This is a genomic window from Streptomyces sp. NBC_01217 (assembly GCF_035994185.1).
Lineage (GTDB): Bacteria > Actinomycetota > Actinomycetes > Streptomycetales > Streptomycetaceae > Streptomyces.
Window position 1 is genome coordinate 83538 of sequence record NZ_CP108539.1, and the last position, 13487, is coordinate 97024.

General features: G+C 66.8%; 11 protein-coding genes and 3 pseudogenes. 9 read left to right on the plus strand and 5 right to left on the minus strand.

Translation table 11 applies throughout. The features are described from left to right. Positions 1 to 177: 177 nt before the first annotated feature. Genes OG507_RS39970 through OG507_RS39985 form a run of 4 tightly spaced genes read left to right on the plus strand, consistent with a single transcriptional unit; the run spans position 178 to position 6513 of the window. Positions 178 to 900 carry a TnsA-like heteromeric transposase endonuclease subunit gene (locus OG507_RS39970; protein ID WP_327368616.1) on the plus strand — a complete coding sequence of 241 codons (723 nt, stop codon included), beginning with the start codon at positions 178 to 180 and terminating at the stop codon, positions 898 to 900. Continuing rightward, positions 897 to 3026, plus strand: a complete 2130-nt coding sequence (locus OG507_RS39975; RefSeq protein ID WP_327368617.1) for a helix-turn-helix domain-containing protein — start codon at positions 897 to 899, stop codon at positions 3024 to 3026. Before OG507_RS39970 ends, OG507_RS39975 begins: the two co-directional genes overlap by 4 nt. After that, positions 3023 to 4141, plus strand: a complete 1119-nt coding sequence (locus tag OG507_RS39980) for an AAA family ATPase (RefSeq protein ID WP_327368618.1) — start codon at positions 3023 to 3025, stop codon at positions 4139 to 4141. The genes OG507_RS39975 and OG507_RS39980 overlap by 4 nt, the downstream gene beginning before the upstream one ends. Continuing rightward, a complete protein-coding gene (locus OG507_RS39985) occupies positions 4138 to 6513 on the plus strand; it encodes a TniQ family protein (RefSeq protein WP_327368619.1) in 2376 nt (791 codons plus the stop codon). The genes OG507_RS39980 and OG507_RS39985 overlap by 4 nt, the downstream gene beginning before the upstream one ends. 8 nt (positions 6514 to 6521) lie before the next feature. Here OG507_RS39985 and OG507_RS39990 read toward each other — a convergent pair whose 3' ends face one another. Further along, on the minus strand, positions 6522 to 7313 hold the full coding sequence (locus OG507_RS39990) for a DUF6193 family natural product biosynthesis protein (protein ID WP_327368620.1): 792 nt from the start codon (positions 7311 to 7313) through the stop codon (positions 6522 to 6524). Positions 7314 to 7443: 130 nt separating this feature from the next. On the opposite strand from OG507_RS39990, the pseudogene OG507_RS39995 reads away from it, so the two are divergent. From OG507_RS39995 to OG507_RS40005, 3 genes and pseudogenes are all read left to right on the plus strand, one after another. Continuing rightward, positions 7444 to 7680, plus strand: a pseudogene (locus tag OG507_RS39995) (hypothetical protein); the annotation flags it as partial. Beyond that, positions 7677 to 7826 (plus strand): annotated as a pseudogene (locus tag OG507_RS40000) (AAA family ATPase); the annotation flags it as partial. The pseudogenes OG507_RS39995 and OG507_RS40000, both read left to right, overlap by 4 nt. A 249-nt stretch (positions 7827 to 8075) precedes the next feature. Next, positions 8076 to 9293, plus strand: a complete 1218-nt coding sequence (locus tag OG507_RS40005; protein WP_327372331.1) for an IS110 family transposase — start codon at positions 8076 to 8078, stop codon at positions 9291 to 9293. A 2-nt stretch (positions 9294 to 9295) separates the two neighbouring features. Here the strand turns inward: OG507_RS40005 and OG507_RS40010 are convergent, their stop codons facing one another. Together OG507_RS40010 and OG507_RS40015 are read right to left on the minus strand one after the other, a co-directional pair. After that, positions 9296 to 9823 (minus strand): ferredoxin, encoded by a 528-nt coding sequence (locus OG507_RS40010; protein ID WP_327372332.1) that lies wholly within the window; start codon positions 9821 to 9823, stop codon positions 9296 to 9298. 287 nt (positions 9824 to 10110) lie between these two features. Continuing rightward, a complete protein-coding gene (locus OG507_RS40015) occupies positions 10111 to 10476 on the minus strand; it encodes a VOC family protein (RefSeq protein ID WP_327372333.1) in 366 nt (121 codons plus the stop codon). 92 nt (positions 10477 to 10568) lie between these two features. On the opposite strand from OG507_RS40015, the gene OG507_RS40020 reads away from it, so the two are divergent. Then, the gene (locus tag OG507_RS40020; protein ID WP_327372334.1) at positions 10569 to 11534 is read left to right on the plus strand and encodes a helix-turn-helix transcriptional regulator; all 966 of its coding nucleotides are present in this window, start codon (positions 10569 to 10571) and stop codon (positions 11532 to 11534) included. Positions 11535 to 11644: 110 nt separating this feature from the next. Here the strand turns inward: OG507_RS40020 and OG507_RS40025 are convergent, their stop codons facing one another. Together OG507_RS40025 and OG507_RS40030 are read right to left on the minus strand one after the other, a co-directional pair. Next, positions 11645 to 12103, minus strand: coding sequence for a hypothetical protein (locus OG507_RS40025; protein ID WP_327372335.1), 459 nt, complete (start codon positions 12101 to 12103; stop codon positions 11645 to 11647). Then, positions 12100 to 12426: a hypothetical protein gene (locus OG507_RS40030; RefSeq protein WP_326630456.1), complete on the minus strand. Its 327-nt coding sequence runs from the start codon at positions 12424 to 12426 to the stop codon at positions 12100 to 12102. The genes OG507_RS40025 and OG507_RS40030 overlap by 4 nt, the downstream gene beginning before the upstream one ends. A 161-nt stretch (positions 12427 to 12587) precedes the next feature. Here OG507_RS40030 and OG507_RS40035 point away from each other — a divergent pair. Continuing rightward, positions 12588 to 13109, plus strand: a pseudogene (locus OG507_RS40035) (ATP-binding protein); the annotation flags it as partial. Between the last annotated feature and the right edge of the window lie 378 nt (positions 13110 to 13487).

The window sequence follows — 13487 nt, forward strand, 5'->3', positions numbered from 1 at the left end:
CAGATTTCGCTGCACAGTCTCACGCTCTGCTTCATATCGGCTGCACTTATGCAGTGGCCGTGAGACAAGCAGGTCGGCGCGTTCACTCTTTCGGGCTACTTGGCTCCGAGCTCAGGCGTCCGCTCTCGACGGCGGGCAGTCTGGTCGTACGGACCACGGTCTGGGTGGGGGTACGTCGTGGGCATTGCTGCGGAAGTCGTGGTCAGAGTGCGCCGCCACAATGGCGACGAGGTTGAGGAGTATGCCTGGCCGGCCGTTTCCAAGGATCTGTTGGCCTCTGCGGCGCCGTGGCGGGTATTCCGCTGGCACCGAGGGCAGAAGCACTACTCGGGTACCTACTGGTCAGCGACCATGCGCAACCACGTGATCTACGAATCCCGCCTGGAGCTAGCCCGATTGCTCTTCGCAGACTTCGATCGCAGCGTCCACGGCATCGTGGCTCAGCCCTTCCTGCTTCAGACCGTGCTGGAAGGGAAGATCCGCAAGCACATCCCGGACTATCTCCTGTTCACCGACCAGGTGCCGGTGATCGTTGACGTCAAGCCGCTCCACCGTGTGTCCAAGCCCGAGGTCGCGTTCACCTTCAATTGGACGCGGCAGGCGGTGGAGGCGCGCGGATGGAAGTACGAGGTCTGGAGCGAGCCTCCGACGGTGGAGCTGGAGAACGTCCGATTCCTGGCGGGTTACCGCCGGGACTGGCTGTTTAGCGCCGCACTGCTGGAAGAGCTTCGTGTAATTGATCTCGATGGAGTGCCCTTGGGACGGGCCGCGACCTGTCTGCCTGGCCATTCGGGACCCCAAGTCCGGTCAGTCATCCATCATTTGCTCTGGACGCAGAGTCTTGTTACCGATCTCGACCAGCCGCTCGGCCCGTCGCGCACGCTGCGGCAGCCGGCATGAGCAGGGCCGGGGCTCGCGTCGGAGTCGGTACGCGATTCTGCTACGACGGAGAGAGCGTCGAAGTGGTCGAGCTGGCGGCGACGACCATGGGAAACGAGGTGGTCCTCAAGGACGGGCATGGCTGCGTCCGGCGGCTGTCCCTGAAGGAGCTGTTGTTCTCCGACCGTGCCGAGATCGTTCCTGACCAGGCCGGTCCGTCGGCAGATGACGCTGGGGAGATCGCTTCAGTTGTCCTGAGTCAACTGCGTGATGACGAACGGCGGAAAGTCCTCGAACGAGCGGAACATGTCCGCGAGGTCCTGACGGGCTACCGCTCGGGCAGTGCGGAACTCGCACGCTCAGGAGAACCTCGCACCGAGTACGGGCCCGGTGAGTCGGCCGAGGCCAAGTACGCGGCGAAGGCTCGGGAACTTGGGGTGTCGGTCCGCTCGGTCAAGCAATGGGTCGCGGATTTCCGGCGTCATGGTGAGGCCGGGCTTGTCTCGAAGCGCGGTTTGTCCGGGCCGACGCAGCCGTCGGTCGATGACCGTTGGGTGGAGACCGCGTTGGAGGTGATGGTCGAGCACACCGGTCAGTCGAAGCCGTCGCGGACGCTGGTGATTGAGCGGACGCGGGCCCGGGTGGTTGCCAGGTTCGGTCCGGAGGTGGTGCCGCAGCCGAGTCGAGCGACTGCGTTTCGGGTGCTGGAGGGCCTGGAGCGGAGGCATCCGCTGTTCCGGCTGAGTACGAAGCGGAACCGGGATATCGCGGATCGTCCGGAGGGTCCGTACGGGAAGCTGCGGCCGACGCGGCCGGGTGAGTATCTGCTGATGGACACCACGCGGTTGGATGTGTTCGCGTTCGATCCGCTGACGTTGAAGTGGGTGCAGGCCGAGCTGACGGTTGCGATGGACTGGTACACCCGCTGCATCACAGGGATTCGGCTGACGCCGGTGTCGACTAAGGCGGTAGATGTCAGCGCGGTGCTGTTCCAGTCGTTTCGGCCGAGGCCGGCGGGGCGGGACTGGCCGCGCGGTGCGGTCTGGCCCGAGCATGGCATCCCGCGCACGGTCCTGGTCGACGTCGAGGGTGCCGTCGGTCCCGGGCTGGCCTCGCCACCGCTGGTGCCCGAGACGCTGGTGGTCGATCATGGCAAGGTTTACGTCTCGGAGCATCTGACGAGCGTCTGCCGCCGGATGGGGATATCGATCCAGCCGGCGAGGCTGCGGACGGGCCGGGACAAGGGACCGGTGGAGCGGTATTTCCGGACCTTGAGGGAAGGGCTGCTTGAGGCGCTTCCCGGTTACAAGGGGCCGGACATCCACTCTCGGGGCGAGGCTGCGGAGGACGATGCGTTCTTCTTCCTGGACGAGTTGGAGGCGATGATCCAAGAGTGGACGGCGGTGGTCTATCACTGCAGGCCGCACGCGAGTCTGGTCGATCCAGGGGTGCCGGGGCTGAGGATGTCCCCAGCGAAGATGTTCGAGCACGGGATGGCCAGGGCCGGCTGGATTGAAGTCCCGCGGGACAAGGATCTGGCCTTTGAGTTCCTCGCCACGAAGTGGCGCACGGTCCAGCACTACGGGGTCGAGATCGGTCGGCGCCGCTACAACGGCCCCGGCCTGCCCGAGCCGGGACTGCGAAGCCCGTATGCCGGGCCGGTGAAGAACGGCTGGCCTTTCCAGGTAGACCCCGACGACATCACCCGGATCTACTTCCGCGATTCGGCCACCCGGGCCTGGCACACGCTGGTCTGGGAGCACGCGCCGTCGGTTGAGATGCCGCTGAGCGAGGACGCGTTGACATTCGCCCGGCAGTTGGCCGCCTCGAAGTATCGCTTTCCCGACGACCGGCTCGCCGTTGCTGACTTGCTGGAGCGGTGGAACCTCGGACTGGGCACCACGATCGCCGAGCGGCGCATGGCCCTGCGGCTCTCGCGCGAGCAGGCCGCCATCGAACTTCCGGAGAGTGAGGCGGGGACGGTCGTCTCGCTTCCGTCCGTACGCAAGGCCCTCGGTCAGGACGAGGAGACCGCGAAACCGCAGAAGCCCGGCGCGGTGACGGAAACGGGTGATGACGACGAGGCCGATCTGGAGGACCTCGCCGAAGGGAACGACTTCTACGCCGATGCTCTGGAGGACGTGTGAACGACAGCAGTGTTCCGGAGCCGGACAATCTCGCCCTGTCGCGGAAGGAGGACTTCAAGGCGTTCGCCGAGAGCCCCCGCCGCAGCCGGCCCGATCTACTGACCCGCAAGCAGCTGAAGTCCCTGGCCACGCAGGCACGGGCGGACTACGACCGGCAGCGCCGGAAGTGGCACGCGAACATCGGCCCCATCAAGACACCGCAACTGGCGCAACTGCACGAGGACCTGTGGGACATCGTCGACAGCAACGAGCACGACGGCGACAAGGCCAAGGGGGCGGTTGCCGTCGACGCGTTCCCGGGACTGGGCAAGACAACCTCGGTGCTTGCCTTCGCCCGCGACTTCCACCAGCGGGAGATCGATGAGTCGGGCCCGTTCACAAGCCAGGGACACGAGCGGATCCCGGTCTGCCGGGTCGGGCTGACCGGGAACACCGGGATGAAGGACCTCAACCGGGCCATGCTGGAGTTCTTCGGCCACCCCGGACAGGGACGTGGCACCACCGCCCAGTTCGGACGGCGGGTGCTGGACTGCGTGTTGTCCTGCGATGTCCGACTGGTTGTTCTGGACGATCTGCACTTCTTGAGATGGGGACAGAACAGCGGCATCGAGGTGAGCAATCACCTGAAGTGGATCGCCAACGAGTTCCCGGTGACGCTGCTGATGGTGGGGGTCGAACTTGCCGAGAAGGGCCTGTTCGGCGAGGGAACCAACGGGCGCGACACCGCTCTGGCCCAGACGGGCCGTCGCACCACCCGTCTGGGGCTGCGTCCGTTCACCATCGAAGCGGAGGCCGGGCGACGGGAATGGCGGCAGATGCTGCTGGCCCTCGAACAGCGCCTCGTGCTCACCGACAAGCACCCCGGCATGCTCGCGGACGACCTGTCCGACTACCTCTTCGCCCGCAGTACCGGACACATCGGCTCGCTGATGACGCTGATCAACCGCGGCTGCCAGCGGGCGGTCCGCACCGGCGCCGAACGTCTCGACCAGGAGTTGATGGACCGGGTGAAGAACGATGAGGCATCCGAGGCGGCCCGCCTCGAGCTTCAGGCCGCGTTGGAGAAGAAGCGGCTGACCAGCCGTCCGCGATCCCGGAGCCGACGAGCCGCATGAGACCGCCGGCCCGCACCCTGCCGATCCGGCTGCCCCCGCTGCCCGGCGAAGCCCTGGATTCCTGGTTGGAGGCGCTGGCACGACGGCTGGACACCTCGCTCGGTGAAGTGCTGCGACATCTGGGGTTCCCGGTCAGGGAGCGGTCCGGGAACCACCTTCGGGACATTCCCCCGGACTGGACGGTCCTGCTCAACGGGCAGCAGACCGCGGCCGTCGCGCACGCAAGTGGGCTGGACGAGCAGACCGTCACGACCCTTACTCTCGCCCACTACGACTCCAGGGCCGCGCGCATCGACTTCCAGCGTCGGTACGTGAACCGGCACGTTCTCTGGGGCCGCAGTCGAGGCTCCCGGTTCTGTCCAGACTGCCTGAGGGATACCGACGGCCGATGGCAGCTGTTCTGGCGACTGGGTTGGGCGTTCGCCTGTCCCCGTCACGGCCGCCTGCTGGCGGACTGTTGTCCGCAGTGCGGACGTATCCCCCGTCAGCGCCCCCGCTCGGGCAGGGTCGTCCCTCACCCGGGAGTCTGCGGCAATCCGTCCGCCCACCAGGATGGTCGAGGTCCTGGGGGCTGCGGTTTCGATTTCTCACGGACTCATACGCTCTGGCTGCCTGCAGCACATCCCGCGCTCGCGGCGCAGGAGAAGCTGAGGGATGTCATTGAGTCCGGAACCGCAGCCTTCGGCACCTACGCGATCAGCCCCCAGCAGTCCCAGACGGCACTGGCAGATGTCCGGGCTATCGGTGGGCGGGTGCTGGCCGACCTTCCAGAGCACGTCGCCAGAAGCCTGGTTCCGGCGGACATCGCCGAGGAGCATTTCACCCCCGACCCGGGCTCCCGGCTCGCCCTGCGGGCGACTGAACGGCCCGGTTTTATGGCGCCACCACGAGCGGCGAGTATTGCCGTCGGGGCGATCATCGCCCTGCACGTTCTTGATCAGCCCGACATCCACCAGGCAGGGGCCGCGATGCGCGGCTTACTGGAGGCGATGCGGGACGAGCTCTGGCAGATCACCTCCACCAGCATCGATAGCTGGGGACGTGGCCTGAGCCCCGTGCTGAAGGGAGTTCAACTGGCGGCGCTGGCACCGTCCTTGCGCCCTAGCGAACACATCCGATATTGCACACCCACCGACCTGCCCAGACGCCCGGGAAAGACCAGCCAGGACATCGCCCAACGGGCCCGGAAGATCCCGAGCACGTTCTGGAAGTTATGGACAACACGGCTCGTCCCATCCGATGGCGTCTATCCCCGCACGCTCGCCCCGGTCCTGGCCGCCATGCTCCTGACCGTCGACAGCCGGACTACCTTCGAGGAAGCCGCCGCCTACCTCGGAGGAGTCACCGACAGAATCGACATCTCCCGCATCCTGCAGATGCTCGACGACCAGCCGCATTGGCCGGACACCGTTAGAGCTCTGGTTCGGTTGGCCGACCACCTCGATGCTGTTCACGTTCCCGTCGACTACCGGCGACGCCGTGGTCTGGACTACACGAATCTGCTGCCGACCGAACGCTGGCTGGAGATCTGCCGCCGCACAGACACAAGCCCGGGAAGCGGCCGCCGTGAACGCATTGCCCGCAGCCACCTGTTCCAGCGCATCAGTGGGCTTCCCCTCGAAGCGGCCCCCGACCACCAAAGACTCAACGAAGCAGAGTTCCGAGCCCAAGCCGCCCGTTTTGCCGCCGTGCAAACCCCCAAGCTGGCCGAAGCGCTGGCCTACGAAGCCAGAATCTTCCTCGCCGAGCACCGTATCCGCGACGAGCCCGTGACCTGGCATCCTCCCGCCACTTTGCTGAGCGGACTCGAACTTCCCGGTCCCGACCCAGCACACATCGACGTCTCCCGTCTGCACCGACTCGTTCGCCAGCACAAAAACCCGGTTCAGTACGCAGCCGATGTCCTCGGCACGAGCATCGAGGCGGTCCGGCACATTCTGGACGAACGCCCAGCACCCGAACCTCCGCCGAAGAGCACAGTGAGACCCATGCCCCGCATCCGCATGCGGGCACGCCAGGAAGTGCCGCCCGACACCTTCTCCCGCCTCTACCTCGACGAGCACCGCTCTCTTGACGACATCGCCGAGCTCACCGGCTTCTCCCGGAAGGTGCTGACCGCTCTCGCGCGGGAATACGGCGTCTCTCTGCGCAGCGGGAACCGGGACTACAGACGTCGCGGAGTAGTCGAGAAGGACTGGCTGACGGAGCAGTACGTCGTCCATCGCCGGACGCTGGCCGACCTCGCCCGAGAGAAGGACATGAGCCCCACGAACATGGCCCGATGGGCCCACACCCACAACATCCCCCTCCGCTCTCCTGGAGGAAGAAGCCACCACACTGCCCTCCGCGCAACCGATCACGCCGAGGAGTAGGGAGGGAGTCAGTCCCGACGCTGACTGCTGGAGCCAGCCATTGCTGGCCCGCAGTTCGCCGGAAGTCTCTCCACCACCATGGAGATGGCCTCCTCTGCCGTGTCAGCTTCACCGACGACTGTCCCGCGGGAAGGCCCGCAGACTCGGTATCGTCCGTCGCTCAGTGGGTCGACGAACGGCACGTCCCATGAGTACGGGAACCCGGTGCAGGTCGTGAAGTGAAGTGACCAGTGGCTGGTGAACGGATACAACTGCCGCAGCTTCGGGTCGGTCGACGCAGTCTCGGCGAGCGCCAGTGTCTGGCGGGCGAGGTCGAGACGATCGGCCTCCTGGCGCAAGTCCTCCAAGAGGAGCCGCCACTGCACAGTGACCGCTTCGGCTGGACCGCGTTCATGCGCTTCGGCCAGTTCGCTCACCTTGATGAAGGGGGCAGCCTTCTCGATCTCGCGGAGCCGGGCCCCGTTTCGCCAACCTGCTGCGGCTCGGGCCAGCTTTTCCAGATCGGAGGTCGAGCCCGAGAGCAGTTGAACGCCTTGACGCAGGCCATTGATGTTGAACCAACGGCTCTCTGACCCGATGAAGATCCAGCAGGGTTCCCGGTCAGGAGCTGTGCTGGCCACGCTGGCTGTCCGCAGCGGGTCCGAGTCGTCGCTCAGCACCGCATCTAGGTCCAGCCCCTGCTCGGCAGCAGCCAGTGCCAAGGCCGCAGCCAGACTGCCGGCAGCCGCAAGATCCGGATAGAGAACAGGGTCGGCGGGAGTTGGTTCGTGTCGAGCGGGGCGCGGGGAGTTCGAGGTCACCGCCGGAGTCTGCCGTCTGCGCTGAGGAAATGGCCACCCTCGTGAGACGGATCTTCCATGCCGCACGGTGAGACAGGTCGCACCGCACCAGGTCAGCGGGCTGTGTCATGCCATGAGACGCGAGATCCTACAGCTCGCCGCGATCCTGCGCGAACTCATCGAGGACACCGACCCGCCCGGCGGCTTCATCCCGTTCCTCGCGCAGTTGGTCACCACCGCCGCGCGGCGAGCCGAGCAGATCGAGCCCGACCGCGACGGCGACGCCTCCTGCCCACTGCACGAGGCCGCCGACCTGATCACCGACAACGCCGGGATGCGCCTGATCTGGGCTGCCCGCGCCCTCGAACCGCAAGGAGATCCCCAATGACCGCGCTGCTCGATCTGGAACTCAGCAAGAACGCCCTGGTGGTACTCATCGGGCCCTCCGGTGCCGGGAAGTCGACGCTCGCCCGCACCTGGCCCGCGTCCCAGGTGCTCTCCCTCGACGCTCTGCGCGGCGCGGTGAGCGACGACTTCTCTAATAAGACCCACCGAGGCTCCATCCGGCAGACTCGGTGCCTGGTAGCCGCCGGCGGGTGAGCACTCTTTCTTCCCTGGACTTCGAGTCCTGTTGACAGATCGTGCCCCTGCCGGTCGGCCAGGAGCGGAATCGCTGATGGGATGTCGTGCCCGCCCGATTGCGGCGTGAGCACAGCCTTATTAGGTCGCTGATGGTTCTCCTGCGGGCTGCTACCGATCGAGGTCGATGACGGAGGAGACGAGTTGCTGTTCGTTGGGGACGACTGGGCCCAGGACCACCACGACGTCGAGCTCATGGACGCCACGGGTCGCCGACTGTCCAAGGCTCGGCTGCCGGAAGGCGTGGCGGGCATCGAGCGATTGCACGCGATGATCGGGGCCGAGCTCGGCGAGGACAGCAAGGCCGAGGTGGTGATCGGGATCGAGACCGATCGAGGCCCGTGGGTGCAGGCGCTGATCGCCGCGGGCTACACGGTGTACGCGGTCAACCCGCTGCAGGCTTCACGGTATCGGGAACGCCTGGCGGTGTCGGGGGCCAAGAGTGACGCGGCCGATGCGCACATGCTCGCCGACATGGTGCGCACCGACTCCCACCAGCTGCGCCCGGTTTCCGGGGACACTGCCGACGCTGAAGCGGTCAAGGTGGTGACGCGCATTCACAAGACCCTGATCTGGGAGCGGACCCGCACCATGCAGCGGCTGAGGCACGCCCTGCTCGACTACTTCCCCGCCGCCTTGGAGGCGTTCGAGGACCTGGACGCCCCCGACGTCTTGGAGCTGCTGGCCAAAGCGCCTGATCCGGTCACCGCAGCGAAGCTGACGACCACACAGATCAGTGCGGCCCTCAAGCGCGCCCGCCGACGCAACATCGCCGACAAGGCCACCAAGATCCAGGCCGTCCTGCGTGCCAAACACCTGGGTCAGCCTGCCGCTGTGACCGCGGCCTACGCCGACTCGGTGCGCGCTCTTGTCGCGCTGCTGGTCACCTTGAACGAGCAGGTCAAGTTCCTGCACAGGCAGGTCGAGGACTTCTTCGGCCGGCACCCGGACGCTGAGATCATCCGGTCCCAGCCCGGACTGGGCCCGATACTCAGCGCCCGGGCCCTCGCAGAATTCGGCGACGACCCGCACCGCTACGCCAGTGCGAAGGCCCGTAAGAACTATGCAGGTACCAGCCCGATCACCCGCGCCTCCGGCAGGAAGAAGGTCGTGACCGCGCGGTACGTACGCAACGACCGACTCATCGACGCCCTGATCGCCCAGGCATTCTCAGCACTGCGGGTCTCCACCGGAGCCAGGACCTACTACGAGCGGCAACGAGCTCGCGGCATCGAATTCAATGCCGCTCTGCGCCAACTCGCCAACCGGCTCGTCGGCATCCTGCACGGCTGTCTCAAAGCCGGTACACCGTACGACGAGGCGACAGCTTGGTCCCAGCAAGCCCACGCACTCGCCGCGTGACGCTACAACTCGGGCAACCGGTCAACGAGTGTGGGGGACCGCCGCTCTTCCAGCCAGTAGAGGTAGACCCGCAGGTCAGTTGCCAGGTCACCGCCGATGTAGAGCTCGAAGTCGCGGACGGAAGCGGCTATGCCCTGGCCTGCCCGGGCATCGCTCTCGTCCCATTTGCTCCGCTGATCGGACAGGTACTGCATGACCTGGCTGCGATTGCTCCACCACTCCCGGACCGTTTCCGGTGTCCATCGCGAGTCGCCATCACAGCCGTACCCGAGGAATGGGTCGTTGTCTGCCGCCTCGACCAGCAGGGCCGTGTCCGCAGGCGTTCTGGGCTGGCGATAGACGTACTCGCTGAGGTACTCGCCCCCATAGAGGACGTGAGCGGGTGCCGAAAGCCGTCCCGTCCAGCAGGTGTCGGTCTCCCCGCCGTAGAAGGGCCCGGGGACGTTGAGCCACAGTCGGTCTTCCCAACGGCCCCGAAAGGCATCGCGGTCCTTGCCGAGGATGGCCACTGGGTCGAAGTAGAGCGTCACCCGCCGAGACTAGGGCATCCGTTCGAGCTGAACGACGGGCCGCCGATGGGAAGGAGACTGCCTGGTCCCCCTGGGCTCACGCACTCGCCGTTTGACTCTCCAGCTCATGGGATGTCTGTCAAGTCCAGCGTGTTGAGCCGGAGCTGACCACCTCTGAACCGAACCAGGGAGCCGCCTACGGCCTTCGACGCTCAGGGGCGCTTTCGCGTGGGGCACTCGTCGGCCTCTCGAAGTCGGACGACGGCAGGCGCGAAACCTATCGTGCGCGCCTGCCGCATTGCGGCCTGTCAGTCCCTCGGTGCGACGCGGATACGGTTCCCGTCAGGATCGGCTGCGAGGAAGGTCAGCCCGAACCCCGCATCATGAGGCTCCTGCAGGATCGTGACGCCCTTGGACTGCCACTGCTTGAAGATCGCGTTGACCTCGTCGGGCCCACTGTCGATGGCCAGACACACCTCACTGGTACGCGGGACGTCCGCTGACAGATCCTCGAACTGGCCGGACCACACAGCGAGGTCAGCGCCTGGCCCGAGGTCGAAGGTGATGTATCCCGGAGTCTCGAACGAGGGGCTCATGCCGAGGAGGTCTCCGTAGAAGCGCGCTGCGGCGGGAGCGTCGTTCACGTAGACGATGGACACGACGGATGTGGTCATGGTTCTTCCTTCTCGCAGGTCGTGGGTACGCATCCGCCAGCCTGACCGGGATATGCGCCGCATCATGTCGCAATTCCTGAAAAACTTGGCGTGTGACCCCAGACCGCTTCTTCTCCCTGATGCTGCTCCTGGCATCGAGGGATGCCGTGACCACACAGGAACTTGCCTCGGCGCTGGGGGTGTCCCTTCGAACCGTCACCCGAGATCTGAACTGGCTCCGCGACGCCGGTCTGCCGGTGACCGCGCAACGGGGCCGCCTCGGAGGCGTGACCATGCTGCCCGGGTCCGGGCTCGACCTCACGCGACTCACACCGGGCGAGCGTGATCATCTGTCGCTCACTGGGCTGGATGAGAAGCAACGTGCGGAGCTCGACGCATCGGTCGTGAGCCGGCGCGCGCTCTCCAAGATCGCCGCTGCACAGCCACGTCGAATTGATGAGCTCCTGCCACTCACCGACGTAGTGCACGTGGACAGCCGTCCCTGGCTCCAGGCCCGTACTTCCGGCACGACCCCGGCTTCGCTGATCGGCTCGGTGCGGCGCGGTCGCCGGCTACGGATCGAGTACGACAGCCCACGCGAGTCATGCCCCCGCGACCTGGTCGTGGATCCCTACGGGCTGCTCGCCAAGGCCGGCAGCTGGTACCTCGTCGCCGACTGCGCCCGAGTGCCACGGATGTATCGACTCGAACGGATCACGACGTGGAAAGAAGTCGAGCAGCCACGGCGGATCCGCGAGAGCCAGACCCTGGCCACCGTCGCTGCAGCGCTCATTGCTCAGTGGGAACACAACCACGCGATAGAGGTCAGCGCCACCATCGACCAGACCCAGATCGAGCGAGCGCAACGGATCTTCGGCCTACGACTCGTCCGGGACGACCATGAAGAATCCGCCACCGGCCACAGGGTGACGATCCGCTTCCTGCATCTGGAGGACGTGCGAGCACTACTGCCGTTCGGGAGCGCCATCACTGTGCACGGCCCCTCCGAAGCCAGGGCTCACCTTCGCGACCTCGCCACTAATCTTGCCCACCACTATGCGCCGTCACCAACGTCCTGACCCGCAACAACTACTGATCACGCCGGCTCGGAGAGCGAGGGCGATGCCGGGTGGCGCCTTCGAGTTTCTCGCAGAGCCCCTGGCTGCAGCTCTCAGGCAGGGGCTGCTCCTCACCGCTCGAATTTGGTGTCGGGTCGCCTGCTTTCCGGGTGGGAGACCTCTGGTTGACGCTGAGCGGGCAGCGGACGGAGCACGGCCGTGCGATCTGTCAGCTGCTGGCGCAGGAGTTGGTTCTCGGTTGTCGCTTGGTGCAGAGCGCCGACGAGGGCTTCGACGTCGGCCTTGAGGTCGGCGATCTCCACCGCGTCAGCAGCACGGAGCTCTTTGAGCTGGCGGACCTGCTTGCGTAGGCGCTGTTCGCTGTCCGGGGTGTCGCCGCGGGCGCGGACCTTGTCGTAGAACTCCTTCTTCAGGTCGGTGTGCCGCTGGGTGAGTGCGTTGCGCGGGACACCGGCTTCGAGGGCGAGGGCGACGATCGTCAGCGCGCCGTTGCAACGCTCTGGTGTTCCGCCCAGGATGCGGTCCATCGCGGCACGGATGAGGTCGCGCTCGTTCGGGGCGGGGCTCATGACGTCGGCTCCTGGAGGTCGATGCGGCCGTGGTGGTGGCGGTCAGCCAGGTCACGGAGGTGGTCGGCCCGCCGGGTGAGCCGGTCGGCGAGCGGGCCGGGCACTGCCTCCGAGGCGGCCTGCTTCTCCAACGCCTGCGCGTGCTGCACGAGTTCGTCAGCGTGGCGGTCGGTGCGAGCGATGTTCGCGCAGGTCGGCTGGCATCGGTCCAGGCTCGGGGCGTCGGTGACATCGAGCCGGTGACACAGGGCGCGGTCGCGGTTGTAGACGCACATCAGGAACGAGCGCGGATTGTCGTAGACGGTCAGGGCCGGGTTGCCCAAGATGTCCCGTGCCTGCCGGTACGTGCGGATGGACCCGGCGAACGTGGGGGCCTGGGCTGCGGCGTGGATCGCTCGCCGGGCGGCCGGCCCTGAAATCCCGGTTCCGGCGGCGAGCTCGTCGTGGAGGGTGGGGAGGGTGTCGGCGGTGGCCCGGGCAGTCTCGACTGCTCTCCGAGGGATTCAACGAGGTGCTGTTCGCCGACAGCCTCTACCGGCTGGAGCCGTTGCTCCAGCGCCTGTCCGACGCCTGCGAAGCCGACCTCGGGCGGGACGGCAGCGACGGCCTGGGCGATCTGCTCCTGGTCCGCCGGTACTTCGGGCCAGAGATCCTGCCGCTGTGGCGATGGCGGCCCGGCTCCGACCTGGTGACGGGCAAGGACCGTGCCGCGCAGATCCGCCTCGGACAGCAGTACCTCACCCTGGCGTACCGCGACGACGTCGACGGGGCGGGCGACTTCGGCTTCGACGTGGCGCTCCCCTGCCCCTTCGATGACGAATGCCCCGGCCGCGCCTGGGCGCCGGCCTACTCGGTCACCGACCTGTACCGGGCGCTGACCGGCGCCATGGACAACGACCCCGACATCGTCTGCACCGTCCACGCCGACCGCGTCGACGACCAGGACGACGACCCCGACAGCCTGGCCGACCTCGTTGCGCAGGCCCTGGAAGCGATCCACGGATGAGCTGACGGACGCTCCGTGCTGCCCCGGCCCCGGCCACCACGCCGGGGCCGGGGCGGTCGCGGTGGTCCCTCACCACCGCGATCACGAGAGGAGATGGACGTCATGGCCCACCCGTACTACTAGGTAGACGTCCCGATACACGACACCACCAACCCAGACCTGCGGGGTCTGCACGTCTTCACCGGCGAGGCGGACTCCCCCACCACGGCACTGCGGCGCGCGCACGAGGCGTACCCGCCGCGCTCGCCGCGCACCAGGCCGGACTCGAGATCCCCGGCAAGCAGCCGGACAACTGGGGAGCCAGCGGGCTGAGGCCCGGCTGGGAGATGGAGTGGCCAGCCGCGAAAGCCGGCCGCTGGATCAACCCCGTTAGCTGGA

Bases quoted from the DNA above. Each gene is read 5' to 3' on its own strand.
- OG507_RS40015 (WP_327372333.1), bottom strand. From the start codon at position 10,476: ATGACCACATCCGTCGTGTCCATCGTCTACGTGAACGACGCTCCCGCC.
- OG507_RS39985 (WP_327368619.1), top strand. From the start codon at position 4,138: ATGAGACCGCCGGCCCGCACCCTGCCGATCCGGCTGCCCCCGCTGCCC.
- OG507_RS40025 (WP_327372335.1), bottom strand. From the start codon at position 12,103: ATGAGCCCCGCCCCGAACGAGCGCGACCTCATCCGTGCCGCGATGGAC.
- OG507_RS39975 (WP_327368617.1), top strand. From the start codon at position 897: ATGAGCAGGGCCGGGGCTCGCGTCGGAGTCGGTACGCGATTCTGCTAC.